Annotated in this window: 24 protein-coding genes, 1 other RNA gene and 1 pseudogene; 20 read left to right on the top strand and 6 right to left on the bottom strand. The window is 64.7% G+C overall.

The features are described from left to right. Window positions 1–90 precede the first annotated feature (90 nt). A pseudogene (gene rho / locus ACEN8I_RS17100) lies at window positions 91–1350 on the bottom strand (transcription termination factor Rho); the annotation flags it as partial. A 246-nt stretch (window positions 1351–1596) separates the two neighbouring features. Beyond that, window positions 1597–1929 (bottom strand): thioredoxin TrxA, encoded by a 333-nt coding sequence (trxA, locus tag ACEN8I_RS17095; RefSeq protein ID WP_007875124.1) that lies wholly within the window; start codon window positions 1927–1929, stop codon window positions 1597–1599. A 179-nt stretch (window positions 1930–2108) separates the two neighbouring features. On the opposite strand from trxA, the gene ACEN8I_RS17090 reads away from it, so the two are divergent. From ACEN8I_RS17090 to ACEN8I_RS17055, 8 genes are all read left to right on the top strand, one after another. Further along, complete coding sequence (locus ACEN8I_RS17090) at window positions 2109–4712, top strand: PD-(D/E)XK nuclease family protein (protein WP_413329713.1); 2604 nt, start codon at window positions 2109–2111, stop codon at window positions 4710–4712. Further along, window positions 4709–8008, top strand: a complete 3300-nt coding sequence (locus ACEN8I_RS17085) for a UvrD-helicase domain-containing protein (RefSeq protein ID WP_413329712.1) — start codon at window positions 4709–4711, stop codon at window positions 8006–8008. Before ACEN8I_RS17090 ends, ACEN8I_RS17085 begins: the two co-directional genes overlap by 4 nt. 58 nt (window positions 8009–8066) lie before the next feature. Continuing rightward, the gene (locus tag ACEN8I_RS17080; RefSeq protein WP_413329711.1) at window positions 8067–8699 is read left to right on the top strand and encodes a hypothetical protein; all 633 of its coding nucleotides are present in this window, start codon (window positions 8067–8069) and stop codon (window positions 8697–8699) included. A 166-nt stretch (window positions 8700–8865) separates the two neighbouring features. After that, window positions 8866–10269, top strand: coding sequence for a TIGR03862 family flavoprotein (locus ACEN8I_RS17075; RefSeq protein ID WP_413329710.1), 1404 nt, complete (start codon window positions 8866–8868; stop codon window positions 10267–10269). Between the two features lie 15 nt (window positions 10270–10284). After that, on the top strand, window positions 10285–10566 hold the full coding sequence (locus ACEN8I_RS17070) for a hypothetical protein (protein ID WP_074574703.1): 282 nt from the start codon (window positions 10285–10287) through the stop codon (window positions 10564–10566). 150 nt (window positions 10567–10716) lie between these two features. Continuing rightward, window positions 10717–11433 (top strand): Crp/Fnr family transcriptional regulator, encoded by a 717-nt coding sequence (locus tag ACEN8I_RS17065; RefSeq protein ID WP_413329721.1) that lies wholly within the window; start codon window positions 10717–10719, stop codon window positions 11431–11433. Between the two features lie 148 nt (window positions 11434–11581). Then, window positions 11582–12274, top strand: coding sequence for a Crp/Fnr family transcriptional regulator (locus tag ACEN8I_RS17060; protein WP_413329709.1), 693 nt, complete (start codon window positions 11582–11584; stop codon window positions 12272–12274). A gap of 198 nt (window positions 12275–12472) precedes the next feature. Next, window positions 12473–13039, top strand: a complete 567-nt coding sequence (locus ACEN8I_RS17055) for a hypothetical protein (protein ID WP_413329708.1) — start codon at window positions 12473–12475, stop codon at window positions 13037–13039. Here the strand turns inward: ACEN8I_RS17055 and ACEN8I_RS17050 are convergent. Then, window positions 13025–13297 carry a hypothetical protein gene (locus tag ACEN8I_RS17050; protein WP_413329707.1) on the bottom strand — a complete coding sequence of 91 codons (273 nt, stop codon included), beginning with the start codon at window positions 13295–13297 and terminating at the stop codon, window positions 13025–13027. The two genes, ACEN8I_RS17055 and ACEN8I_RS17050, sit on opposite strands and share 15 nt — an antisense overlap. Before the next feature lie 179 nt (window positions 13298–13476). Here ACEN8I_RS17050 and ACEN8I_RS17045 point away from each other — a divergent pair, with 179 nt between their 5' ends. The 3 genes from ACEN8I_RS17045 to ACEN8I_RS17035 all read left to right on the top strand — a co-directional run bounded on the left by ACEN8I_RS17045 (window position 13477) and on the right by ACEN8I_RS17035 (window position 15555). Further along, on the top strand, window positions 13477–13953 hold the full coding sequence (locus tag ACEN8I_RS17045; RefSeq protein WP_413329706.1) for a low molecular weight protein-tyrosine-phosphatase: 477 nt from the start codon (window positions 13477–13479) through the stop codon (window positions 13951–13953). Window positions 13954–14300: 347 nt separating this feature from the next. Further along, window positions 14301–14618, top strand: coding sequence for a hypothetical protein (locus ACEN8I_RS17040; protein ID WP_413329705.1), 318 nt, complete (start codon window positions 14301–14303; stop codon window positions 14616–14618). A gap of 70 nt (window positions 14619–14688) precedes the next feature. After that, the gene (locus tag ACEN8I_RS17035) at window positions 14689–15555 is read left to right on the top strand and encodes an RES domain-containing protein (RefSeq protein ID WP_413329704.1); all 867 of its coding nucleotides are present in this window, start codon (window positions 14689–14691) and stop codon (window positions 15553–15555) included. 506 nt (window positions 15556–16061) lie between these two features. On the opposite strand, the gene ffs is transcribed toward ACEN8I_RS17035, so the two are convergent. Beyond that, an RNA gene (ffs, locus tag ACEN8I_RS17030) (signal recognition particle sRNA small type) lies at window positions 16062–16158 on the bottom strand. 104 nt (window positions 16159–16262) lie between these two features. On the opposite strand from ffs, the gene dnaX reads away from it, so the two are divergent. The 8 genes from dnaX (at window position 16263) to ACEN8I_RS16990 (ending at window position 23008) form a co-directional block, all read left to right on the top strand. Then, window positions 16263–18092 carry a DNA polymerase III subunit gamma/tau gene (dnaX, locus tag ACEN8I_RS17025; protein ID WP_413329703.1) on the top strand — a complete coding sequence of 610 codons (1830 nt, stop codon included), beginning with the start codon at window positions 16263–16265 and terminating at the stop codon, window positions 18090–18092. 84 nt (window positions 18093–18176) lie between these two features. After that, window positions 18177–18500 carry a YbaB/EbfC family nucleoid-associated protein gene (locus ACEN8I_RS17020; RefSeq protein ID WP_007871458.1) on the top strand — a complete coding sequence of 108 codons (324 nt, stop codon included), beginning with the start codon at window positions 18177–18179 and terminating at the stop codon, window positions 18498–18500. A 15-nt stretch (window positions 18501–18515) separates the two neighbouring features. Then, window positions 18516–19142, top strand: a complete 627-nt coding sequence (recR, locus tag ACEN8I_RS17015; RefSeq protein WP_413329702.1) for a recombination mediator RecR — start codon at window positions 18516–18518, stop codon at window positions 19140–19142. Window positions 19143–19186: 44 nt separating this feature from the next. Then, complete coding sequence (locus ACEN8I_RS17010) at window positions 19187–19600, top strand: MAPEG family protein (RefSeq protein ID WP_413329701.1); 414 nt, start codon at window positions 19187–19189, stop codon at window positions 19598–19600. A gap of 136 nt (window positions 19601–19736) precedes the next feature. Next, on the top strand, window positions 19737–20786 hold the full coding sequence (locus ACEN8I_RS17005; RefSeq protein WP_413329700.1) for an ABC transporter substrate-binding protein: 1050 nt from the start codon (window positions 19737–19739) through the stop codon (window positions 20784–20786). Between the two features lie 221 nt (window positions 20787–21007). Then, window positions 21008–21835, top strand: coding sequence for an ABC transporter ATP-binding protein (locus ACEN8I_RS17000; protein WP_413329699.1), 828 nt, complete (start codon window positions 21008–21010; stop codon window positions 21833–21835). 2 nt (window positions 21836–21837) lie between these two features. Next, window positions 21838–22677 (top strand): ABC transporter permease, encoded by an 840-nt coding sequence (locus ACEN8I_RS16995; RefSeq protein WP_413329720.1) that lies wholly within the window; start codon window positions 21838–21840, stop codon window positions 22675–22677. Window positions 22678–22855: 178 nt separating this feature from the next. Then, window positions 22856–23008: a DUF3096 domain-containing protein gene (locus tag ACEN8I_RS16990; RefSeq protein WP_413329698.1), complete on the top strand. Its 153-nt coding sequence runs from the start codon at window positions 22856–22858 to the stop codon at window positions 23006–23008. A gap of 20 nt (window positions 23009–23028) precedes the next feature. On the opposite strand, the gene ACEN8I_RS16985 is transcribed toward ACEN8I_RS16990, so the two are convergent. Together ACEN8I_RS16985 and gloB are read right to left on the bottom strand one after the other, a co-directional pair. Further along, on the bottom strand, window positions 23029–24603 hold the full coding sequence (locus ACEN8I_RS16985; protein WP_413329697.1) for a transglycosylase SLT domain-containing protein: 1575 nt from the start codon (window positions 24601–24603) through the stop codon (window positions 23029–23031). After that, window positions 24600–25370: a hydroxyacylglutathione hydrolase gene (gene gloB, locus ACEN8I_RS16980; protein ID WP_413329696.1), complete on the bottom strand. Its 771-nt coding sequence runs from the start codon at window positions 25368–25370 to the stop codon at window positions 24600–24602. The genes ACEN8I_RS16985 and gloB overlap by 4 nt, the downstream gene beginning before the upstream one ends. A 31-nt stretch (window positions 25371–25401) precedes the next feature. On the opposite strand from gloB, the gene ACEN8I_RS16975 reads away from it, so the two are divergent. Next, entirely contained in the window at window positions 25402–26226 is an 825-nt protein-coding gene (locus tag ACEN8I_RS16975) for a class I SAM-dependent methyltransferase (protein ID WP_413329695.1), read from the top strand. Window positions 26227–26300: the final 74 nt, after the last annotated feature.

Below are 26300 nucleotides of genomic sequence, written 5' to 3'. Positions count from 1 at the left end.
CCTCCCTTTATATCTTGCTGCGTCATTTCTCTCGCCCTTCTCTCTCTTCCTGCCTCCCGGTGGCCTTATTTTTGGCGGTCGTGTGTTCCCCCCCCCCCGCCGCATCATGTCGAAGAATTCGTGGTTGTTCTTGGTGGCCTTCATGTTCTTGAGCATGAGCTCCATGGACTCGATTTCATCCATGTTGTACATGAATTGACGCAAAATCCGCGATTTTTGGAGGATTTCGGGTGCGAGCAGCAGTTCTTCCTTACGGGTACCGCTGCGGTTGAGGTGGATGGCCGGGAACACGCGCTTTTCGTAGAGGCGGCGGTCCAGGTGGATTTCGCAGTTGCCGGTGCCCTTGAATTCCTCAAAGATCACCTCGTCCATGCGGCTGCCGGTGTCGACAAGGGCCGTGCCGATGATGGTCAGGCTGCCGCCTTCTTCAATATTGCGGGCCGCGCCGAAAAAGCGCTTGGGGCGCTGCAGCGCATTGGCGTCCACGCCGCCGGTCAGCACCTTGCCGGAGGAGGGCAGCACGTTGTTGTAAGCACGGGCCAGGCGCGTGATGGAATCCAGCAGGATGACCACGTCCTTGCCGAGCTCGACCAGGCGCTTGGCGCGCTCGATCACCATTTCGGCCACGTGCACGTGGCGCGCGGCGGGTTCGTCGAAGGTCGACGAAATCACCTCGCCGCGCACGCTGCGCTGCATTTCGGTCACTTCCTCGGGGCGTTCGTCCACCAGCAGCACCATCATGACCACTTCGGGGTAGTTGGCGGTGATGGCGTGGGCGATGTTTTGCATCATCACGGTCTTGCCGGACTTGGGCGGCGCCACCAGCAAGGCGCGCTGGCCTTTGCCGATGGGCGAGACGATGTCGATGATGCGGCTGGTCAGGTTCTCTTCGCCCTTGATGTCGCGCTCGAGCTTGAACTGCTCGCGCGGGAACAGCGGGGTCAAGTTCTCGAACATGACCTTGTGTTTGTTGTCTTCGGGCAGGCCGTCGTTGACCTTGTCGAGCTTGTTCAGCGCGAAGTAGCGTTCGCCGTCCTTGGGGGTGCGCACTTCGCCTTCGATCATGTCGCCGGTGTGCAGGTTGAAGCGGCGAATCTGGCTGGGGCTGATGTAGATGTCGTCGGTGGACGCGGTGTAGCTCGAATCAGGGGCGCGCAGGAAACCGAAGCCGTCGGGCAGCACTTCCAGCACGCCGTCGGCGACGATGGTCTCGCCGGTTTTTGCACGTTTTTTGATGATGGCGAACATCAGCTCCTGCTTGCGCATGCGGCCGACGTTTTCGATCTCAAGGGCTTCGGCCTGCTTGAGGACTTCAGACACGTGCAGTGCCTTGAGTTCGTTTAAGTGCATGGAATTACTCCTTGCGGAGTTCATTGATGGAAAACGGGGGAGGTTTGAAAAGAAGCCGCAGAAGGTGGCTTACAAACCGGCAACTCGAACCGGGCGGCGCGGGCCGTACCGGTGAATAAGGCACATTATGACAGGAAATTCAGGCGGGAAACGGGGGGAATCTCATGCGTGTGGGCCGGGTGCCCGGGGGAGGGGCGCCGGTCAGGAAGCGGCAGGGTGCCGTGCTTCCTTTTCCGGCGCGAAGCTTCAGGCCAGTTGCTGGTCGATGAAGGCGGTCAATTGGGCCTTGCTCATGGCGCCGACCTTGGTGGCGGCCAGCTGGCCGTCCTTGAACAGCATCAGCGTGGGGATGCCGCGGATGCCGAACTTGGCGGGGATGTCGCGGTTTTCGTCCACGTTCATCTTGGCGATCTGCAGCTTGCCGTCGTAGCCGGTCGCCACTTCATCCAGGATGGGAGCGATCATCTTGCACGGACCGCACCATTCGGCCCAGTAATCCACCAGCACGGGTTTGGAGGATTGCAGCACATCGGCTTCGAAGGTGGCATCGGTGGTATGTTTGATCAGTTCGCTCGCCATGGCGGCTCCTTTGTCTTGGTTAGGATGGTTACGATACGTAGGGCTAAAGTTGCAGTCATTGTGGCAGAAAGCAAGTGGCCGGGTCGGGCAGGCAGGGGCTATCACCCTGATAGCCATCCGCTCAATCCGCCCGCGGTCCGTCCCAAGTTGCCCCTTGTCACCCGTCGCAAACCCTGTTCATGCCACCTGCCTCCATCGCCGACCTTGCCGCCACCGCTGCCCCGCCTGATGCGCGGTGCTGGCGCCAGGCCATGGCCGCGCTGGCCGCGGCCATCGAAGCGCGCGGCGTGCACCCGGCCGAATGTGTCGTGCTGTTGCCCTATGCGCAGCTGATCCAGCAGGCGCGCCAAGCCTGGGCCGCGCAGGCCGGCGACACCTTTTTTGTCCCGCGCTTTGAAACCACCATGAACTGGGCCGGCGGCCTGGGTGGCACGCTGGGCCTGTTTACGCCCTCGGGCGACGATTTGCGCATGGACGTGGCCGTCGACATGCTCACCGCCGCCTCGCTGCTGGAGCGCGCCGGGCTGGGCAGCCAGCAGGATGCGCTGGCCGGGCGCCTGGTCGAGGCCGCCTGGAGCCTGGCCGGCGTGGCCGCCGCCGTCATGCCGGCGCGGCGCCGCGCCTGGAGCGAAGGGCTGGCCCAGACCCTGGGCGCGGGCCTGGATTCCCCGGTGCTGGCGCTTGAAGCCGCCGTGGGCCGCATCGCGCTGGCCTGGGCCGCGGCCTCGGCCTACCCGACGGATCGCCTGTTCCAGGCCCGGCCCCTGCTGTTCGCCGTGCTTGAAGGCTTCCAGGCCGACCCGCTGACCGAGGCGCTCAAGGCCCATTTCGGCGAGCTGTCCCTGTCCATTCCCTTGTGCATTCCCCTGGAAGCCGGCCCGCCGCCCGCCTTGCATGCCGCCCAGGATGCCGAAGACGAAGCCGGCCGCGCTGCCGCCTGCGTGCTGGCCCACCTGGCGCAGGGGCGCAGCCCGGTCGCGCTGATCGCGCAGGACCGCCAGCTCACGCGCCGTGTGGGCGCCATGCTGGCCGAGCGCGGCATCGCCATGCGCGACGAAACCGGCTGGAAGCTGTCCACCACGCGCGCCGCCGCCGGCCTCATGAGCCTGCTGCGCGCCTTGCCCTGGGATGCTTCGACAGACGCCGTGCTCGACTGGCTCAAGAACGCGCCCGCTTTTGAGCCCATGCTGGTGACCGCCGCCGAGACCGAGCTGCGCCGCGTCGGCGTGCGCGCCTGGCGCGATTTGCCCGAATTTGCCGCTGAAGACATCGTGCCGCCGGCCTTTATGGCCACCCAGCCGCTGGCCTTGCAGGCCAATGCGCTGCGCGCGCCCCTGGCCCGCGCCCGCCCGCTGGCCGTGTGGCTACGCGATTTGCGCGCCGCGCTGCAGGCGGCCGGCCAGTGGGATGCGCTGGCCGAAGACGAAGCCGGCCAGGTTGTGCTCGAGGTGCTGCGCCTGCACGAGGGCGCCGAGATTGAATTCCAGGCCTCGCCGGTCATGCGGCTCAACGATTTCACGCAATGGGCCAACCAGGCGCTGGAAGGCGGCAAGTTCGCGCCGCCGCATCCGTCGGCCGAGCAGGTCGTGATCCTGCCGCTGCCGCAGCTGCTGGGCCGGCCCATGCGCGCCGTGGTGCTGCCCGGTTGCGACGAGATCCGTCTGCCGGTCTCGCCCGAGCCCGCCGGCCCCTGGACACCCGCCCAGCGCGAGCTGCTGGGCCTGCCCTCGCGCGAAACCCTGGCCGCCGCGGCCCGCCAAGCCTGGCATTACGCCCTGCAGGCGCCGCGGGTCGACGTGCTGTGGCGCAGCAGCGAAGCCGGCGAGCACCTGATCCCCAGCGGTTTTGTGCAGGAACTGCTGCTGGCGCAGGACGACGCCCCCGAGGATACCCAACCCGCTGCCGACCCGCGCAGCCTGCGCGCCGTGGACATCCAGCCCACGCCGCACCCCTTTCCGACCGGCGAGGCCTTGCCCCTCACACGCCTGTCGGCCAGCGCTTATGAAGATTTGCGCCGCTGCCCCTACCGCTTTTTTGCGCTGCGCCAGCTCAAGCTGCAGGAGCCCGAAGAGCTTGAAAGCGAACTCGGCAAACGCGACTTTGGCAATTGGCTGCACGGCCTGCTGCGGCATTTCCATGAGGCGCTCAAGGCGCAGCCCACCGATGACCCGGCCGTCCGCGCCACCATGATGAATGCGGCGGCCGACCGGGCCGCCCAGGAACTGGCACTTACTGAAAGCGAATTCCTGCCCTTTGCCGCCGCCTGGCCCGGCGTGCGCGAAGGCTACCTCGAATGGCTGGCCGGGCACGAAGCTAGCGGCGCCACTTTTGACGAAGCCGAGGTCTGGCGCGAAATGCCGCTGGGTGAACTGACCCTGCTCGGCAAGCTGGACCGCATAGACCGCCAGGCCGACGGCCACGCGCTGCTGATCGACTACAAGACCGAGCCGCGCGCCACCACCGCCGACCGCATCAAGGGCGGCCAGGAAGACACCCAGCTGGCGTTCTATGCCGCGCTCATGAGCGACGACACGCTGGCCGCGGCCTATGTCAACCTCGGTGAAAAAGAGCCGACCAAAACCTACGAGCAACCCGAGATCGTCGGCCTGCGCGACGAACTCATAGACAGCATCCTCACCGACATGGCTCGCATCGCGCGCGGCGCGGCGCTACCTGCGCTGGGTGAAGGCAAGGCCTGTGACTATTGCGCGGCGCGCGGTTTATGCCGCAAAGATTTCTGGAGTTTGGACGAGGACGCCGCAGCCGGGGAGGAGGGCGCATGACCCCGCCGGCCAGCAAATTGGTCGCCCACGCGGCAGCCTACGAATGCAACGGCGAGCCGGTCTCGGCCGAAGCCTTTTATGCGATTGCCTGCGACCCGCGGCGCAGCGTCGCGGTCGAGGCCTGCGCCGGCGCCGGCAAGACCTGGATGCTGGTCTCGCGCATCGTGCGCGCCCTGCTGGACGGCGCCACGGCCGCGCCCGGCCAGCAGGTCTTGCCGCATGAAATCCTGGCCATCACCTTCACCAAAAAAGCCGCCGGCGAAATGCGCGAGCGCCTGGACGACTGGCTCAAGACCTTTGCCCATGCCGACGACGCCACCCTGCAGCGCGAGCTCGAAGTGCGCGGCGTGCAGCTGGACCTGGCCGGCGCCAAGGGCCGGCAAGCCGCACAGCAGCTGCGCGAGCAACTGTCCAATCTGTACCGCTCCATCCTGGCCAGCGGCCGCTCTGTGCAGATACGCACCTTCCACAGCTGGTTCGCGGCCTTGCTGCGCAGCGCGCCGGTCGCGGTGCTGCAGCGGCTGGAGCTGCCCGTCAACTACGAACTGCTCGAAGACGACGCGCCCGCGCGCGCTTTGGTCTGGCGGCGTTTTTACGCGGCGGTCGCGGCTGACGCCGCGCTCAAGGCCGACTTCGAGGCCGTGGTGCTCACCCACGGCCGCTTCCAGGCCGACAAGGCTTTGCAGGCCGCGCTCGACAAGCGCACCGAATTCACGCTGGCTGACGAAAAAGGCGTGATCGCCGCTTCGGTGCAGCCCTTCGCGGCGCAGTTCACTGAATTCGGCGGGCTTGATGAGCCCGAAGAACTTCTCAGCACGAATCGCTTTCACCGGCAGACCCTCAGGGATGCCGCCATGGCGCTGGGCCGCGCCAGCGCGCCGACTTTTTCCGCCAAAGGCGTGGAGCTGGAACAGGCGCTGACCGCCGGCGACTTCCCGGCGGCCATCGCGGCCCTGTTGACCGAAAAAGGCACGCCGCGCAAGTTCGGTGAAAAAATCATCGGCATCGAGCAGGTGCGCATTGCCCAGGACCTGGTGCTGCGTGTGGTCGCGGCGCGCCAGCAGCACGACGCCTGGCAGCACCAGCAGCGCATGGCGCGCCTGAGCCGCGTGCTGATCGCGCAGTTCACCGCCCTCAAGCGCGAACGCGGCTGGGTCGACATGAACGACGTCGAGCGCGCCGCGCTGCTGATGCTGGCTGACCCCGTGCTCTCGGGCTGGGTGCAGGAGCGCCTGGACGCGCGCATACGCCACCTGATGATCGACGAGTTCCAGGACACCAACCCACTGCAGTGGCAGGCCTTGTATTCGTGGCTGATCGGCTATTCGGGCGCGGGTACGGCGCCCAGCGTCTTCCTGGTGGGCGATCCCAAACAAAGTATTTACCGCTTCCGCCGCGCCGAGCCGCAGGTCTTCCGCGCCGCGCAGGCTTTTGTGGTGCACGGCCTGGGTGGCGATTTGCTCAGCTGCGACCACACGCGCCGCAATGCTGAGGCCGTGATAGACACCGTCAACGCCGCCATGGTGACGGCGCGCGAAGCCGACGCCTATGACGGCTTTCGCGAGCACACCACGGCCTCGGGTCTCGCCGGCGCCGTGGGCCGTTTGCCGCCGATTCCGCGCAACAAGGACGAGGAAGAGGCTTCGCCGCTGGCCGCCGGCTGGCGCGACAGCCTGACCACGCCGCGCGAACTGCCTGAGGAAACGCTGAGAACGCGCGAAGCCCGGCAGGCCGCCGCCTGGATATCCGAGCAGATCGCCGGCGGACTGCGGCCCCAGGACGTGATGGTGCTGTCGCGTAAACGCGCCGGCTTGCTGCCGCTGCAGGACGAGCTGCGCGCGCTGCACATTCCCGCCCAGGTCGGCGAAAAAACCGAGCTCATTGACTGCTGCGAGGTGCTGGACCTGGTGGCGCTGCTCGACGTGCTGGTCTCGCCGCAGCATGACTTGTCGCTGGCGCGCGCGCTGCGCTCGCCGCTGTTCGGCCTGTCCGATGACGGCCTGGTGCAACTGGCTTTGCTGCAGCGCGAACACGGCGCGCCCTGGTATGAGCTGCTGCAAAAGGAAGAACTGTTGGCGCCCGAACTGCAAGGCCTGGGTGCAACGCTGGCGCGCTGGAAAAGCTGGCTGGACAGCCTGCCGCCGCACGACGCGCTGCAGGGCATTTACGACGACGGCGACGTGCTCGCGCGCTTTGGCGCCGCCGCGCCCACCGCGCAGCGCGGCGCGGTGCTGGCCAATTTGCGCGCGCTGCTGGGCGTCTCGCTGGAACTGGACGGCGGCCGCTATGCCACGCCCTATGGTTTTGTGCGCGCCCTCAAGGCCGGTGGCACGCAGGCCCCGGCCACTGTCAGCGGCGAAGCGGTGCGCCTGCTGACGATTCACGGCGCCAAGGGCCTGGAGGCCGAGGCCGTGCTGCTGCTGGACACCGACACCGTCGAGCGCAATGCCGACAGCATGGGCGTGCTGGTCGACTGGCCTGGCGAGGCCACCGAGCCGCGCAAGTTTGTCTTCCTGGTCAGCGAAAGCCGCCCGCCCGCCTGCGCCGCCGACACCCTGGCCGCCGAGCAGGCCGCCCGCAAGCGCGAGGAGCTCAATGCGCTCTATGTGGCGCTCACGCGCGCGCGCCACACCCTGGTCATCTCTTCGATTGAGCCGCACCGCGTGACCACCGAAAGCTGGTGGCAGCGCCTGCAGGGCCTGCTGGGCGAACTGCCCGCGCCTGTGGCCGAGGAAACAGCGGGCCGGCGCCCGGATGCGGCCGATGCCGGCGTGTTCTACCTGCCTGAATTGCCTGAGCTGCCCCAGGCCTTGGTCGAGCCACCCGCCGTGGAGAGCCTCGATGAAGACTCCCTCAAGGCCCGCATAGGCAAGGCCATGCACCGTTTGCTTGAATGGGGTGGTGCGCTGTCACCCGAACAGGTGGCGGCCACGGCGCGCGAATTCCGTCTGAGCCCGGCCCAGGCCGCGCAGTCGGCCGCGCTGGCCGGCCGCATCCTGGCCGGCGAGGGCGCCTGGGCCTGGCGGCCCGAGGTGCTGGCCTGGCAAGGCAATGAGGTGGACCTGGTCTACGCCGGCCAGGCGCTGCGGCTGGACCGCCTGGTGCAGCGCAAGGACGCCGGCCATGAAGGCCACTGGTGGGTGCTGGACTACAAATCGGCCACCACCCCGCAGCGCCAGCCCGCGCTGGTCGCGCAGCTGCAGGCCTACCGCGCGGCGGTGCAGCGCATCTACCCGGGCGCGCCTGTCAAAGCGGCTTTTCTGACGGGGCAGGGAACTGTGGTCCTGGTGGACTGATCACACCGGGCCTGTCCGGCGCCACTCATTCCATTCCATGCCGGCTGAAAGGATTCCCATGTTCAAGCAATTCATCGCCTCTGTGGCCCTGGCGGCCACCTTGCCGCTGGCCCTGGCGCAAAGCCCCGCGCCGGCCAACCCTACAGTGCGCCTGCGCGCCACGATTGAAAAAATCGATGCCACCAGCCTCACCGTCAGGGAGCGCAGCGGCGAAGTCATCACCTTGGTACGGCCCGCCGCGATGGATGTGTCGGAAGTTTTTCCGCTGGCGCTGGCCGACATCAAGCCCGGCAGCTACATCGGCACGGCCGCCATGCCGCAGGCCGACGGCAGCCAGCTGGCGCTGGAGGTCGTGGTGTTTCCCGAAGCCGCGCGCGGCACCGGCGAAGGCCATCGCCCCTGGGACTTGCGGCCCGAGAGCACCATGACCAATGCCACCGTGGCCGACCTGGCCGCCGCGCCTTCGACGGTGCCGGGCGGGCAAAAGCTCACGCTGCGCTACAAGGACGGCGAAAAAACCGTCATCGTGCCGCCCGATGCGCCCGTGGTCTCCTTCAAGCCCGGCAAGGCCGATGAAAACACCTTGCTGGTGCCAGGCGCGAAAGTGATGATCACCGCCCAGGAGCAGGGCGGCAAGCCGACCGCGCTGCGCGTGATCGTCGGTCGCAATGGTTTTGCGCCGCCCATGTAAGGACCGGCGGCCGGTCGCTATCCCAGCGGCCTCTCCCTGTCTCTCCCTGTAATAATCAGGCCATCCTGTTCCGCCGAACCGCGCCCGTTTGAGGCGCTTTGTGTTCGTGATCGCGAACCTTCCGATTTTTCCTGTTTAACCTGTGGCCGCCGCACGCGGAACCCCCTTGACACCTGGCGCATCCCCTCTTGAATCCACCCCGGCCGCCGCATTGCGTGTGGCCGTCATAGGCGGCGGGCCCGCCGGCCTGATGGCCGCCGAAGCCCTGGCCGGCGCCGGCGCGGCGCTGAGGGTAGAGGTCTATGACGCCATGCCCTCGGTGGGCCGCAAGTTTTTGCTGGCCGGCATAGGCGGGCTCAACCTCACGCATTCCGAAGCGCCGCAGGCCTTTGTGGGTCGTTACGGCGAGCGCGCCGCGCAATTGCAGCCGCTGCTGGCTGCCTTCGGCCCCACCGAGCTGCGCGCCTGGGCCGAAGCCCTGGGCGTGGAAACCTTTATCGGCAGCTCGGGCCGCGTCTTTCCCAAGGACATGAAAGCCGCGCCGCTGCTGCGCGCCTGGCTGCAGCGCCTGCGCCAGGCTGGCGTGAAGTTTTCCATGCGGCACCGCTGGCTGGGCTGGGCCGAAGACGGCGCGCTGAAATTCGCAACGCCGGCCGGCGAAGTACTGGTACAGGCAGATGCCGTGGTGCTGGCGCTGGGTGGTGGCAGCTGGGCGCGGCTGGGCTCCGACGGCGCCTGGGTACCGCTGCTGGCCGCGCGCGGCGTCGCGCTCGCGCCGCTGCTGCCTTCCAACTGCGGCTTTGATGTGGCAGCCCGGCCCGACAGCCCCGCGCAACTGCAGGAGGCGATCGCCGAGCCCGGCGAAACCCGCCGCGAATTTTTGCAGGAGCTGATAGGCAAAAGCCCCAAGCCCCACACCGGCTGGACCGAACATTTCGCCAGCCGCTTTGCCGGCCAGCCCTTCAAGTCGGTCGCCATCCATTTCACCGATTCGCGCGGCCGCAGCTTCAGCCGCAAGGGCGAGTTCATCGCCACCGCCACCGGCGTCGAAGGCAGCCTGGTGTATGCCGCGTCCAGTTTGCTGCGCGACGAGATCACCGCCCACGGCAGCGCCACCTTCATGCTCGATTTGCTGCCAGACAAATCAGCCGAACAGGTGCTGGTCGAGGTGCGCCATCCGCGCGGCTCGCGTTCCCTTTCCAGCCACCTGAAAAGCCGGCTCAATCTCGACGGCATCAAGGCCGCCATGCTGTATGAACTGCTGGGCAAGGACGCGATTGCCGACCCGGTGCGCCTGGCTGCCGGCATCAAGGCCCTGCCGGTGCGCATGACGGCCACCCGGCCGATTGACGAAGCCATCAGCACCGCGGGCGGCGTGATGTTCGAGGCCATGAACGCGCAACTGCAGCTGCAAAACCTCCAAGGTCCGGGCCAGCCCGTGTTCTGCGCCGGCGAGATGCTGGACTGGGAAGCGCCCACCGGCGGCTATTTGCTGACCGCCTGTTTTGCCAGCGGCCGCGTAGCGGGGCAGGGCGTTCTCGCGCACTTCGGTTTGTCATCCAAAATCTGAAGAGAAGGGGAAGCCATGATTGTCCGTTTCCACATCGAGCCCATGATGCAGGACGAGTTTGAATACCGTGTGAGCTACGAAGGCGAAGACCTCTATGGTGACGCCGGCCTGGACAGCGTCGAGGCCTGCATCATCGCCGCCACCGAAGGCCTGGGCCAGGACGCCATCGGCGCCGAAGTCGCCTACAAGGGCATCATCAGCGGCACCTATGCACTCGCCTCGCTGGCCTTGGCCTCGGCGCAGATTGCCCAGCATGCGCTGCAGACGACAGAGGCGATTGAAGAGGCGGCCAGGTAGGCCTGGGATACCTCCCGCAAGCCCGGAACCGGTTTTTCTTCGTTTGTGCGCTAGCGCACATACCGGGGCTCCTTTATTGCCTATACTCCGAAAACGGTGCGAGACCTCTGTCAGAGGCCGACTCAAAGCCAGATCCGCCCGGAGTTCGCAATCAGCCTTTCCCCCGACCCCAAAAAGAACGAGCTGCTGGCCGCCTTGCCGGACGCAGAGTGGCAGCGCTGGGCGCCGCAACTGGAGTGGGTCGACATGCCGCTGGGGCAGGTGGTCTACGAATCGGGCAGCACGCTGGCCCATGTGTACTTTCCGACCACGGCCATCGTCTCCCTGCTTTATGTGATGGAAAACGGCGCCTCGGCCGAAATCGCGGTGGTCGGCCATGAAGGCGTGGTCGGCATCTCGCTCTTCATGGGCGGCGAATCCACCCCCAGCCGCGCCGTGGTGCAAAGCGCCGGCCAGGGTTTTCGCCTCAAGGCCGAAACCATCAAGAAAGAATTCAAGCGCGCGCCGGTGCTGCACCTGCTGCTGCGCTACACCCAGGCCCTGATCACGCAGATGGCGCAGACGGCCGTGTGCAACCGCCACCATTCGCTGGACCAGCAGCTGTGCCGCTGGCTGCTGCTGAGCCTGGACCGGCTGCAGGGCAACGAACTCGTCATGACGCAGGAGCTCATCGCCAACATGCTGGGCGTGCGCCGCGAGGGCGTCACCGAAGGCGCGCTCAAGCTGCAAAACCTCGGCCTGATCCGCTATTCGCGCGGCCGCATCACGGTGCTGGACCGCCCGGGCCTGGAGCAACGCACCTGCGAGTGTTATGCCGTGGTCAAGAAGGAATACGACCGGCTGCTGCCCGACAAGCTCGCGGCTTAACCGGCTTGCTTGCAGGTTGTGTGCGCTGGCACACGGCGGCGCGTGCGGGCATGGTGCATACTGGGACACCGAATTGAACTGACGACAGTAGCGCGGCCTTGTCATTGGCCCGGCACATCCGGGAGCCGTCCTACCCTGGAGAGCCATCTTGGCCCCTGTCGAAAACCACCTGATTGAGCTCCTTCCCCGCAAGGACCGCCTGCGCCTGCTGGCCGTCTGCGAGCCTGTAAAACTCGCGCTGGCCGAGGTGCTCTGTGAGCCCGGCAAACCCACGCGCCATGTCTACTTCCCCGTCGACAGCTTCATCTCGCTGGTGGCCCTGGTCGAAGGCAGCCCCGGCGTCGAAGTCGGCATGGTGGGCCGCGAAGGCATGCTGGGCGCGCAGCTCGCGCTGGGTGTCGTCACCGCGCCGCTGCATGCGGTGGTGCAGGGGGCCGGCGCTTCCTGGCGAATCGGCACGCCGGCCTTCCGGCGCGAGCTGGCGCGCAGCCTGCCGTTGCAGCGCGGCATGAACCGTTACCTCTATGTGCTGATGGCGCAGCAGGCCGCCTCGGCCGCCTGCCTGCGCTTTCACCAGACCACCGAGCGCTTGGCCCGCTGGCTGCTGATGAGCCAGGACCGCGCGCATTCCGACCACTTCCACGTGACGCACGAGTTCCTGGCCTATATGCTGGGCATGCGCCGCGTCGGCATCACGGCCGCCGCCAACGCCTTGCAGCGCGGCGGCCTCATCGAATACCACCGCGGCGACGTGACGGTGCTGGACCGCCCCGGCCTGGAGGCCGCGACCTGCAGCTGCTATGCGACCGACCGCGAGACTTACGCCCAGCTGCTGCACTGACGCCTGTACTGAGAAAGGCCACTTTCCGCCGCGGCCGTCAAAACCTTTGCACCGCATGTGCGGCAGCGCACCGACGGGCAGGTTTAGACCTCCTAAAAAGGACAAAGGTGATCGCCCAGCCCAATCCAACCGGGCCGGGTCGCATCACCCGCTTCTTGCCGCAGCGCCATGCGGCACCCCTGTTTAGCGAGGTTTGTCATGATCCGACTTGCTTCCTCTCCGGCCCCCAACCCCAAGCTGCTGGCACGCTCGGCCCTGGCCATGCTGAATTCCGCCGAGTTCACCCAGGAGCCCCGGCGCGAGTTGCCCGGCGCCAGCGCCGCTGTGCTGGACATCCTGCGCGACTGGGCCGCGGGCGACGGCGAGCGCGGCCACGATGCCCCTCTTGCTTCGCGTCCCGCGCGGCAGCTCGAAGCGCGCCTGCCCGACTACCCGCTGGATATCGTGATCACCGACTGGGACCTGCTGTTTCGCGCCGTCATGGTCAGGCTCATGCTCAGCGTCGGTGAAAAGCTCGCGGCCCCGCAAAGGTCGCAGGCCGGCGAGCCCGCGGAAATGGTCCAGTCCATCGTGCTGGATTGCGTGGGCGCCTTGCACCAGCTGCACCTGGCGCTGATGCAGGAACGCGCCGAGCGCGATCACCCTGCGACAGCGGTGCCGGGGATGCAGGCCAGCCGGCCGGCCGCGCTCGATGGATCTTTCTTGCCGGGTGCGGGTGTGGGTGTGGGTGTGGGTGTGGGTGTGGGTGCTTCAGACGGGCTTTGACGCGACCGGCAAAACCCGGGGCCGAAAGCTTTCCAGGTGGGTGATGATCAGGTTCGTCACCTCCATCCCGCTCAGCGAACTTAGCGCAAAGAAGGCCGTGGAGCCCGCGTTGCCCGTTTGCGGGTCGTAGTGCTGCGACGGCACCTGCCGCAAATAACGTGCACGCGGCTTGCCGTCCTGCACCTCATACACCCGGGCATTGTCGGCAAGTCCCACTTGCAGCCCGTGAAGCGGGCCCCCTATGCAGGTCATCAGCATGGCATTGTTGTCCCCTGTTCAGTGGACTGTATACGCATGGGGTGGCTGTGGCTATGGCCCTTTCGGCGTGCCCGGTGGCTCGGGTGAGCGCGGGGCAGGGCGGAAAACTTGAAACCGCTCTGGTAGATTAAGGTGGCTGGGCAGGCCCCACAGGGCAGTTTTCGGCCCACATCCCTCACATGAAACCCTATTCCGTCCTCTTTGTCTGCATGGGCAATATCTGCCGCAGCCCCACGGCCCATGGCGTGTTCCAGCGCAAAGTCCTGGAGCGGGGCCTCGGCAAGCAAGTGCAGGTCGATTCGGCCGGCACCCACAACTACCACCCCGGCAACCCGCCCGACGAGCGCTCCCAGGCGCATGCGGCCCGGCGGGGTTATGACCTTTCAGGCCTCAGGGCCCGGCAGATTGCGGAGGCGGATTTCGAGCGCCACGACCTGATCCTGGCCATGGACTGGGACAACCTGGCTTTGATCCAGGAAGAATGCCCACCGGAACACCTGGGCAAGGTGCGCAGGCTCACCGAGTTTTGTTTAAGGCATGACAGCCCGGTCGTGCCCGATCCCTACTACGGCGGCAAGGACGGCTTTGAGCATGTGCTGGACCTGGTGGAGGATGCTTGCGAGGGGCTGATGCGGCATGTGGAGCAGCGGCTGTAGCGGGATAAGCCCTCAGGAAAACCCCAGTCTTCCCGTCATCTAGTCCAAGTAGATGATGCCCGCCACCCAACTAAAGCGCAGAAAGAAAGTTGGGAAATCGTTGAGTAAAAAACCTTTGAGGTCATTCTCGCGTCAGGGCGTTCTTGTGCCTTATCTATCGTTGTTTGAGCCTCTGAATGGTGTGGCATTGCCTAAACTTCCCATTAAAAGAATAATCGTGGGCCCGCATCATGACAAGCTCAAGCGAAGAAACTCCGTCGAGTTACTCCTGAATCAGGTAGGAATAGCCGCTGAGGTTTTAGTTTCCGATATCCCATTTGTTGGTAGATAACTCTGAGAAAAAACCAATGGTCCCAACGCTCCATATCGAGAAATTTGAAAGCGGCATGTACGTGGCGACTTTGGAGGATGCTGGTGAGCCTATGTTTGAAGAAAAGATGTTCTCAAACGTGGCTGAGGTCATTCGATATTTTGGCGAGGACGCACCGAACGACTTGATTCAGTTCATGGATATCAAATACTCAGGCTATGGTATTGGAACCATTTCAACGGTCAGAATGAAGTCTGAGCCGGAGGTGTTGGCAAAGGATCTCATGTCACTCTACAGTGCTGTAATAAACGCTGAAGAGAAAATGCAATACCAAAAGCAATTGAGTAAGGCTTAATAGATGACCGAGGTATCAAGTAGCTTGAAGTAAGACACTGAATTAAAACCGCATACCTCAAGGAGTTCAGTTGAAACTGCTTCAAGCAAGCAAAGCTAGAGAGTTGATACGACAGCTAAATCGTATGGACTTGGAGCGGGCAGATTTCGGCTATATAAAAGAGCAGGTATCTAAGCTATTTGTAGGCCTCCAACTGCGGGCCTTTATGCCAAGGAAAGACGTTCGTTTGTATCGCGGCGTGAGATATAAAGAGAAGCCAACCCTCAAAAGCCAACTTGGCTATCCGCCTGAGCACCTAGTGGTTAACTTTCAACGATGCAATCCGCCAGGCATGCCAGTTTTCTATTGCAGCCCTGATCCAGGGGCCGTTTTTTTTGAGCTAAATGTTCAACCCGGTGAATGCTTTTACATTTCCAAATGGTCAGTCTGCGAGGATTTTTATGTCATTCAGATGGCCCCAGAAGTTGAGGATGGCGAAGGTAATTACCTGAGTGACATGGTCTCGACTTTCTTCGAAACCAAGTTCCTGCAACCGATTCACGCTACCTATTCCAGCCAGTACAAAATAACTGCAGCGATTGCTGAGCGGATGATGCAAGGCACTATCGACGAAAGTAGTGATGTGGAAGTGGGAGGGATGACATACCCTTCGGTTAGCCACCCCGGACGCTCCGACAATCTCGCAATTCGTTCGGCAATAGTCGACTCGTGTCTGCGACTGGATTATGTTGAAGAGATTTTTGTTAAAGATATTAGAGGTACACAAATCGACTTCGAGCGTAGAGATTTTTCTTCTAAATTTCTCAATGGAAATATCGAATGGAAGGGGGAGCTTGGAAACTGGGATATTCCGCCCGGAGCGGGACTCACGATAACTAAGGAGCCGGATGGTTGGGTAGCTCGCAATGAAAGGGGTGTAATCGTTGATCCAGCTTAAATCTTCAACAGACACCATCAGCGCGGTAATTTCCATCCAAATTCGACCCATGCAGGCCTATCCTGCTTGTTTTAAAAACAGGGGGAGCTGAAGAGTGATAGATCTGTCGGCATTGAATGTCATCAGACGTTGGGCATTGCTAGATCAGATGTCTATCCGGAAGATTCTCAACGCGTGCAGGCCTGGCTCCCAACACGGCGAAGAGGAGCCTGCAACCTGAAGAAAGTGAGCCCAAGTACTTGAGGACGGACCCAAAGGCGGGGCAGCTCAAATAAGCTCGATCCCTATGCCGAGAGGCCAGGTCGCCTGGCTGGTAAGCGGGGCAACAAAATCCCGAAAATAGTGGAGCACTTTGAGGTAGATTCACAATCCGGAGTCCACCGAGGAAGGGGGAGTACGGATTCCAGCTCCAATTAATGAAGTGGCGCACTCAAGTGACACAAAACCACGGCGAGAAGCCGCTCTAGGCAAGAAACCCGCAAGAACAGCGGATCTGAGATGAATAAGGTGACGAGCCTTGACCCCGGCACTGGCTCCACAGTTAGGGCTGCTTGGTTCCCCACCTGACCCGGTTGGCCGCTTTACCATGCGGGAAGGCCCGTCACCCACAATTGTACGGGACTTGGGAATGACCCTTGTGTCCTGGGGAACATAGTCCGGCAAATGCCCCCCGAAACACTGCCGTGGGCAATTTAGAATGCCTGGATATGTCCTATCTCGTTCTCGCCCGCAAATACCGCCCCAAAAATTTCTCTGAAATGGTGGGGCAGTCGCATGTGGTGCAGGCTTTGGGCAATGCGCTGGCGACGCAGCGTTTGCACCATGCTTACCTGTTTACCGGCACGCGGGGCGTGGGCAAGACGACGATTTCGCGCATCCTGGCCAAGTCGCTGAACTGCCTGGGCCCGGATGGGCAGGGTGGCATCACGGCCACGCCCTGCGGTGTGTGCCAGGCCTGCACCGACATCGACAGCGGCCGTTTTGTCGACTACACCGAGCTGGATGCCGCGTCCAACCGCGGTGTAGATGAAATCGCGCAGCTGCTCGAGCAGGCGGTTTACAAACCTGTCGTGGGCCGCTTCAAGGTCTTCATGATCGACGAAGTCCACATGCTCACGAACACGGCCTTTAACGCCATGCTCAAGACGCTGGAGGAGCCGCCCGAATACCTGAAGTTTGTGCTGGCCACGACCGACCCGCAGAAGGTGCCGGCTACGGTGCTGTCGCGCTGCCTGCAGTTCAACCTGCGGCCCATGGCGCCCGAGACGGTGCTCGAACATTTGACCCAGGTGCTGGGCGTGGAAAACGTGCCGGCCGAGCCGCAGGCGCTGCGCCTGCTGGCGCGCGCGGCGCGCGGCTCCATGCGCGACGCGCTCTCGCTGACCGACCAGGCGATTGCCTTCGGCTCGGGCTCGCTCGAGGAAGCCAGCGTGCGCACCATGCTGGGCAGTGTGGACCGCAGCTATGTTTACCGCCTGCTGGACGCGCTGGCGCGCGGCGACGGCAAGACGGTGGTGGAAACCTCGGAGGCGCTGCGGCTTAACGGCTTGAGCGCGGCCTCCACGCTCGAAGAAATGACGACGGTGCTGCAGCGCATGGCGGTGCTGCAGGCCGTGCCGGAGATGGGCGAGGGCGGCGACGATGCCGACCCGGACATCGCCGAGACGGCGCGGCTGGCGCGCGCGCTGCCGGCCGACGAAACCCAGCTGCTGTACAGCCTGTGCCTGCACGGCCGCGGCGAATTGGGCTTGGCGCCTGACGAATACGCGGGCCTGACCATGGTGCTGCTGCGCCTGCTGGCCTTCAAACCCTCGGCTTCGGCCGCCCCCAGCCATGCGGGGGGTGCCGCCGAGCCCGGAAAAAAGCCTCAGCCTGAGCTGACGCGGGCCGTTGCGTCCGCGCCGGCCCCGTCGCCTGTGGCGGCCTCAGCACCAGCCGCGCCGGCTGTCGAAAGAAGGCCGCCTGTGGCGGCCCCGGCACCGGCCGCGCAAGCCGAGCGCGCGCAACCCGCACCCCATTTCAGCGCCAGCACCCCGGCCATGCCCGAGCCTGCGCCGGTGCAGGCTACGCCAGCGCCACAACCACGCCCACCGGCCAGCGCGCCTTCCACCACACCCCCGCCGCTGGTGCCCGTGCCACTGGGCGAAGCCTGGGGCCAGACGGTCAACCAGCTGGTCGCGGCCGAGGCTGTGGCGGCGCTGACGCGCGAGCTGGGCCTGCAGTCGGAGCTGCGCAGCCAGGACGGCAGCCTGTGGACGCTGCGCGTGGAACGTGAATCGCTGAACCAGGCGGCCGCGCGTGAAAAGCTGCAGGCCGCGCTGCAAACCCATGTGGGCGACGCTGGCCTCAAGCTCGTGGTGGAGGTCGGCCCGGTCACCGACACCCCGGCGCGCCGCAATGGCGCCGCGGCCGCCGAGCGCCAGCGCGCGGCCGAAGAAATGATCCAGAACGACCCGCTGGTGCAGGACATGATGCGCGACTGGGGGGCGAAAATTGTCCCCGGCAGCATACGGCCGCTGGCGGCCAAGTCGATATGATCAAAGACAGTTTCAAAGACGGTTTGTCAGCACGCATTCCAACACCCCACATTCCCCGATTTCACGATTCAAAAGGAAGACTCCATGTTTAACAAAGGACAACTCGCAGGCCTCATGAAGCAGGCGCAAGCCATGCAGGACAACATCAAGAAAGCACAGGACGAACTGGCTTTTGTGGAAGTGACGGCCGAGGCCGGCGCCGGCCTGGTGAAGGTCACCATGACCTGCAAGCACGACGTCAAGCGCATCGAGATCGACCCCAGCCTGCTGGCCGACGACAAGGACATGCTGGAAGACCTGGTGGCCGCGGCTTTCAACGCCGCCGTGCGCAAGGCCGAGGAAGTCAGCCAGGAAAAAATGGGCAAGCTGACCGCGGGCCTTCCCCCAGGCATGAAATTACCCTTTTAAGGGCTGCTGCCCTGAATGGCTGACTCCAATGCCCTTGAAGGCCTGACCCAGGCGCTGCGCAAGCTGCCGGGCGTGGGCGCCAAGTCGGCCGCGCGCATGGCTTTTCACCTGCTGCAGCACGACAAGCCCGGCGCCTTGCAGATCGCGCGCGCGCTTGAGCATGCGGTGGGCAGTGTGCGGCACTGCAGCCTGTGCAACACGCTGACCGAGCAGGAGCTTTGCAGCACCTGCGCGAATCCGCAGCGCGACCGCAGCAAGCTCTGCGTGGTCGAAACCCCGGCCGACCAGGCGGCGCTGGAGCGCACGCTGGCCTACAAGGGCCTGTACTTTGTGCTGATGGGCAAGCTGAGCCCGCTGGACGGCATAGGCCCGAATGACATAGGCCTGCAAAAGCTGTTCGACCGCGTCGTGCCCAAGGACGAGCGCGGCGAAGCGCTGCCGCCGGCCTCACGCGAGGTGCAGGAGGTGATCCTGGCGACCAACTTCACGGCCGAGGGCGAGGCCACGGCGCATGTGATCGCCCAGGCGCTCAAAAGCCGCGGCGTGCAGGTGACGCGCCTGGCGCGCGGCGTGCCGGTGGGCAGCGAACTTGAATACGTGGACCTGGGCACGATTGCCCATGCGCTGGTGGACAGGCGCTGAGGGGCGCCCGCGACGACACAACAACATACGGAAGGAAAACCCACATGACATACGCACGTTTCACCATTGCCTACTGGTGTGTGCTGATCGCGGCGCTGTTGCCTATCGCCTGCGCGGCGCTCGCCAAGTACGGCATGATGAGGACGCCCCGGCGCGACGGCGGCTTTGACAACCACAACCCGCGCGCCTGGCTGGCCAGGCAGACTGACTGGCGCGCTCGCGCCAACGCTGCGCAGCAGAACACCTTTGAGGCGCTGCCGTTCTTCTTCGCGGCCGTCATCATCGCCCACATGCTGCAGGCCGCGCAGACGCGGCTGGACATCATGGCGCTGCTGTTCGTCTTTCTGCGCATTGCCTACATCATGATGTATGTGGCCGACCTGGCCAAGGCGCGCTCGGCGGTATGGGCCGTCGCGCTCTTTGTCAACATCCTGATCCTGCTTTCGGCTTACCGCTGAAGCATCTGCGCTACGTGCGGTAACCTTTGGTAACCGCAACGCCCGATTTTTGGTGAAAACCCGCACGGGATGTCCCCGATGCGGGCTTTTTTACGTCTCGATAAGCTTGTGTCATCCACAAGAAACGAGGCTTTGCATGAACCGCCACCCCCTGATTTCCCGTCGCCGCTTTGCCGGCGGCACTGCGCTGGCCGTGGCGACGCTGGCATTACCGTCGCTGCGTGCCCAGCCCAAACTCGAAAAAAGCAAGATCGCGATTGCCGTCGGCGGCAAGGCCGCGTTTTATTACCTGCCGCTCACGATTTCCGAACAGCTGGGCTACTTCAAGGCCGAGGGCCTGGACATCGAGATCAGTGATTTCGCGGGCGGCGCGCGCGCGCTGCAGGCCGTGGTGGGCGGCTCGGCCGACGTGTGCTCGGGTGCGTTTGAGCACACCATCAACCTGCAGGCCAAGAACCAGATGTTCCAGGCCTTTGTGCTGCAGGGCAGGGCGCCGCAGATCGCCTTCGGCATCTCGACCAAGAACATGCCCAACTACAAGAGCGTGGCCGACCTCAAGGGAAAGAAGATTGGCGTGTCGGCGCCGGGCTCGTCGACCAACATGATGGCCAACCTGGTGCTTTCGCGCGCCGGCCTCAAGCCCAGCGACGTGAGCTTCATCGGCGTGGGCACGGCGGCCGGCGCGCTGACCGCGCTGCGCTCGGGCCAGATCGACGCCATGAGCAACACCGACCCGGTGATGACCATGCTGGAGCAAAAAGGCGAGGTCAAGATCATCAGCGACACGCGCACCCTCAAAGGCACGACGGAGGTGTTCGGCGGCTCCATGCCCGCGGGCTGCCTCTACGCGCCGCTGGAGTTTGTGCAAAAGCATCCCAACACCTGCCAGGCCATGGCCAATGCCATCGTGCACGGCCTCAAGTGGCTGCAGACCGCCGGCCCGGGCGACATCATCAAGACCGTGCCCGAAAGTTATCTGCTGGGCGACCGTGCGCTCTACCTGGCGTCCTTCAACAAGGTGCGCGAGTCGATTTCGCTGGACGGCATCATTCCCGACGACGGCGCGCGCACCGCGCTCAAGGCGCTGGCCAGCTTTGACCCCAGCATCAGGGCCGACAAGATAGACATCGCCAAGACCTATACCAACGAGTTTGCGCGCCGCGCGAAGGATCGCTTCAAGGCCTAGCACCGCCCCTGCTGGTGGTCGAGCCCGCCCGTGCTGATGTCGAAAATACACGAAGCGAAAAGCTTGGGGCCCGTCTTTTGCCAGCAGGGGCCGCGGGACTGGCTTTGCCAGACCGCAGGCGCAGCGCCCCCTTGGGGGGCAGCGCATTACACGAAGCCGAAGGCGAAGTGAAAAGCGTGGGGGCCTATCTCCGCGCAGGCAGCTTGCTGTAAGCTCCCGCCATGCCTGAATTCGATATCGCCTGCGCCCTGGAGCTGATCGACATCAGCTGCACCTTCCGCTCACGCGACGATGCGGCCCAGCGCTACACCGCCGTCAGCAACACTACCTTGCGCATTCAAGCGGGCGAGTTTGTCTCGGTCGTGGGGCCCACGGGCTGCGGCAAGTCCACGCTGCTCAATATAGGCGCCGGCCTGCTGCAGGCCTCGTCGGGCGAGGTCAAAGTTTTTGGCGCGCCACTGGCCGGCATCAACACCCGCGCCGGTTATATGTTCCAGACCGAGGCCTTGATGCCTTGGCGCAGCGCGCTGGCCAATGTGATGATGGGCCTGCAGTACCGCGGGGTTCCGGATGCGGAGGCACGCCGCCAGGCCCAGGGCTGGCTGGAGCGTGTGGGCCTGGCCGAGTTCGGCGACCGCTACCCGCACCAGCTTTCGGGCGGCATGCGCAAGCGAACCGCACTGGCCCAGGTGCTGGCGCTGGACCCGGACATCATCCTGATGGACGAACCCTTTAGCGCGCTGGACATCCAGACCCGCCAGCTCATGGAAAACGAAGTGCTGGAACTCTGGGCCGCCAAAAAGAAGGCCGTGCTTTTTATCACCCATGACCTCGACGAGGCGATTGCCATGAGCGACCGCGTAGTGGTGCTGTCAGCCGGCCCGGGCACACATCCCATAGGCGAGTTCGCCATCGACCTGCCGCGCCCACGCGACGTGGCCGAGGTGCGCCACCACCCGCGTTTTGTCGAGCTGCACACGCAGATCTGGAATGTGCTGCGCGACGAGGTGCTCAAGGGTTATGCACAGCAATTGAAGAAGGCCGCATGAGTATGTGGCGGCATTTCAAGCCTTCTGAAAAAAACCTGCTTGCCTGGCAGGTCGGCCTGCTGGTCCTCATTCTGCTGGTCTGGCACGCCGCCTCGCGCGACCAGCAGGTTGCGTTTTTCCTGGGCGAACCGATCAAGGTGGCGGGCCGGGTCTGGAGCTGGTTCATGCCTTTCGGCTTCGGCCCCAGTGCGCTGTTCCCTGACGGCCTGCCGGGCAATGCCGACATTTATCTGCACCTGGGCACCACCTTGCTGGAGACGGTGCTGGCCTTCGGCATAGGCACGGTGCTGGGCCTGGCCTGCGGCCTGTGGCTGGCGCTAGCGCCCACGGCCAGCGCCATTCTGGACCCCTACATCAAGGCTGCCAATTCGATGCCGCGCGTGATCCTCGCGCCCATCTTTTCGCTGTGGCTGGGCCTGGGCATCTGGAGCAAGGTGGCGCTGGCCGTCACGCTGGTGTTTTTTATCGTGTTCTTTAATGTCTACCAGGGCGTGAAGGAAGTCAGCCCGGTGGTGCTGGCCAATGCCCGCATGCTGGGTGCCAACCAGCGCCAGCTGCTGCGCACCGTGTACCTGCCCAGCGCCACCAGCTGGGTGTTCTCCAGCCTGCACACCTCGGTGGGCCTGGCTTTTGTGGGGGCGGTGGTGGGGGAGTACCTGGGCTCGGCGCGTGGCGTGGGCTATCTGATCTTGCAGGCCGAGGGCACCTTTGACGTCAACACGGTGTTCGCCGGCATCGTGGTGTTGACGGCCTTTGCGCTGGTGCTGGACGGCATTGTGGGCCGGCTTGAAAAACGCCTCATGAAGTGGCAGCCGCGCAGCGGCGAAACGGAAAAGCTCTGACGGAAAAGCTCTGACGGAAAACCCTGGCGTTTTCCCCTGTACCGCAAACTTCCTGCCGTCCTACAGCGACCGGCGGCGCCCCTCCTTAGAGTCAAGCTGGGCTTGCACCGTTCCACGCCCTGGCCGCCGCGCCAGGGGCGGCGGGCAAGCCGGCATCCAAAACTCCAAGGAAAACGCCATGAACCTTTCGCTCAGCATAGGGCCGCTGATGTCCCTGATCGCCGGCATCCTGATCCTGATCATCCCGCGCCTGCTCAATTACATCGTGGCGATCTACCTGATCGTCATCGGCCTGATCGGCCTGTTCGGCGTGGGCACGCTCAAGCTTTAGCCGGCGGGCGCTGAAGCGCCTCAGCGCTTTTTGGTTTTCACGACAGGCTTGGCCGTGCCGCGCTTGACGGCCTTGACGCCGGCCTTGCCGCGGCCGTGGCTGGCCGAGGCGGCATGGCTTTTGACCGGCAGGAAGACCACCACCGGGTGGCCGACCTTGAAGGCGCTGGAAGCGCTGACGTGGTTCCACTCGGCCACGTTGGCGGCGCTCAGGCCGTAGCGCTTGGCGATGGTCGCCACCGATTCGCCCTTGCGGGCTTTCACGGTGGTGCGCCGCGTGACGACTTCGGGCGCGAAGGATACCTGGGCCGTGTCCGCGATATGCGGTGCGACATCCGTTTCGACTTTGGCCGAGCGCGGCACCAGCAGGGTGGAGCCGGCCTTGATCAGCATGCGCGGCGGTATGTTGTTGACGCCGCGCAGGTCGGTCTCGCTCATGCCGGTGCGGCGCGCCGCTTCGCCCGGGCTCATGGTGCTGGGCGCGGTCCAGGCCGTCCAGCTCGCGTACTGGCCCTGGCTGTAGGCCTCGAAGTTGCGCTGGAACACCGTGGCGTTGTCCCAGGGCAGCAGGATTTGCGGCGTGCCGGCGGCGATGATGACCGGGCGGTGCGCCGAGGGGTTGAGCGCCTTGAAGTCCTCGATCTTGACGTCGGCCAGGCGCGCGGCAAGGGCCACGTCGATGTCGCGCGTGATCAGCACCTGCTGGAAGTAGGGATGGTTTTCGATCAGCGGCAGCTCGGTGCGAAAGGCCTGCGGGTTGGCGACGATGTTCTTGACGGCCTGCAGCTTGGGCACGTAGAGCCGGGTTTCAGCCGGCATGTTGAGGTCGGCGTAGCTGGTGCCCAGGCCGGCCCTCTGGTTTTTGGCGATGGCGCGCGCCACGCTGCCTTCGCCCCAGTTGTAGGCGGCCAGCGCCAGGTGCCAGTCGCCGAACATGCCGTAGAGTTTTTGCAGGTAGTCCAGCGCGGCGCGGGTGGAGGCCAGCACGTCGCGGCGGTCGTCGCGGAAGGCGTTTTGCTTCAGGTCGAAATACTTGCCGGTGGCCGGCATGAACTGCCACATGCCGGCGGCCTTGGCGCTGGAGACGGCCTGCGGGTTGAAGGCGCTTTCAATGAAGGGCAGCAGGGCCAGTTCGGTGGGCATCTGGCGGCGCTCGAGTTCCTCAACGATGTGGAACAGGTATTTGCTGGAGCGCTCAGTCATGCGCTGGATGTAGTCGGGCCGGCTGGCATACCACTGCTCGCGGTCGGTCACGAGCTCGTTTTGCAGATCGGGCATCGCAAAGCCGCGGCGTATGCGGTCCCAGAGCTCCTTGGGCGGCTCGGTGGAAGCGATCTGGTGCGAGCCGGCCTGGCCGGGCGTGATGGCCTGCAGCGGGCCGCTGGGCAGCAGCGGCTTGGTGGCCGGCGCGCCCCCGGTGGTCAGCACCGGGTCACTGGGCAGGCCGGGCGCCTGCGTGGCGCAACCGGCGAGCAGCACCGCCGCCAGCAGCAGGGCCAGCGAAGCAAGGCGAAAAAGTGGGGAGGAGAAAGGATTCGAAGGGCCGGAAAAGCTCGAAAGGCGGGCAACTGCAGTGGTGCGGGGGTGTGGCGTCATTTGAATTGGTTTTTCCACTGCCGGATGGCGGCAAATACGGTGGTGTCGTCATGGGCCGACGCATCGAAGTGCCGGGCAGCCTGCATGATAGTGGCTTGCCGGGTTCGCAAAAAGGGGTTAACCAGCAGTTCCTGCGCGATCGAGCTCGGCAAGGTCGGTTGTCCCTGCTCGCGCAGGTGCATGCATTTGGCCTGGTAGGCCGCCAGTTCCGCATTGCCGGGCTCCACGGCCATGGCAAAACGCAGGTTGGACAGCGTGTATTCATGGGTGCAGCAGACCACGGTGTTGCCGGGCAGGGCGGCGAGCTTGCCCAGCGAGGCCAGCATCTGCGCGGGCGTGCCTTCAAACAAACGCCCGCAGCCGCCCGAAAACAGCGTATCGCCGCAGAACAGCAGGGGCTTGCCGTTCACCTCGGGTGCATAGTAGGCGATGTGGCCGGCCGTGTGGCCTGGTACGTCCATCACCTGGAATTCAAGCCCGAGGGCGCGCGCGGTGTCGCCGCCTTTCAGGTGCGTATAAGGCTGGGGAATGCGCTCGGCGCCTGGGCCCCAGACCTGGGCGCCGGTTGCTTCGCGAAGGGTGTCCACACCGCCCGTGTGGTCCGCATGGTGGTGCGTGACTAGAATCGACTCCAGTTGCAATGCGTGCTCATCCAGGGCGCGCTGCACCGGCCCGGCATCTCCCGGGTCCACGACCAGGGCGCGCTTGCCGTCATGCAACAACCAGAGGTAGTTGTCTTCGAAGGCAGGGATGGGAATCAAATACATGCGGTGGTTTCGATGAACATGCGGTGGTCTGATGAACTCTGAAATTATAGGTTTGACGGACTGGTTGAAGACGCCGCCTGGCGCTTACCTGCTGGACTGGGAGCGCGCGCATTTCGACCAGGCCGTCAGCGACGTCTTCGGCTACCACGCCTTGCAGTTGGGCCTGCCGGAACTCGATGCGCTGCAGGCCAATCGCATGCCGCACAAATGGCTGGCGCTCGGGTCGGCGCCTTCCTCTTCTCCGGCCGAAGCGGCTACGGAGGCGACTGCCGCCCCGGCCGCAAGTTCCCGGCGCGCGGCCTTGCTGACGGACTCTGATGCGCTGCCGTTTCCGGAGGCCAGCCTGGACCTGGTGGTGCTGCCGCACACGCTGGAGCTCAGCCGCGATCCGCACGCCACACTGCGCGAGGTCAGCCGTGTGCTGGTGCCGGAGGGCCGCGTGGTGATCAGCGGGCTCAACCCCACCAGTCTCTGGGGCCTGCGCCAACGGCGCGGCCACCTGTACCAGCGATGGGGTTACGACAGCCTGTTCCTGCCCAAGACGGGAGAGTTCATCGGCTACTGGCGGCTGCGCGACTGGCTGCGGCTGCTGGACTTTGAGGTAGAGTCGGGGCGCTTCGGCTGCTACCGCCCGGCGCTGACCAGCCAGGCATGGCTGGACCGCTTCGAGTGGATGGATGCGGCGGGTGAGCGCTGGTGGCCGATTTTCGGCGCCGTGTATTTTCTCGCGGCGGTCAAGCGGGTGCGGGGCGTGCGTTTGCTCGAGCCGGCCTGGAAGACGCGCAAGGCGCCGGCTGCGGCGCCGGCGGTAGTCGCGAACAAGGAGCCGGCCACGCGAATGCGGCCACCGGCCTGAACCGGCCCCTTTCCCTTTCTTCGCTTTTCATTTTCAACAGCCGGGTGTCGTACGGGCCCCGGCGCTCTTCACAA

Source organism: Polaromonas sp. CT11-55 (assembly GCF_047303325.1).
In the GTDB taxonomy this organism is placed as follows: Bacteria; Pseudomonadota; Gammaproteobacteria; order Burkholderiales; family Burkholderiaceae_C; genus Polaromonas.
The sequence above is the reverse complement of the archived record's forward strand: the minus strand, read 5'-3'. Positions and strand labels throughout refer to the sequence as shown.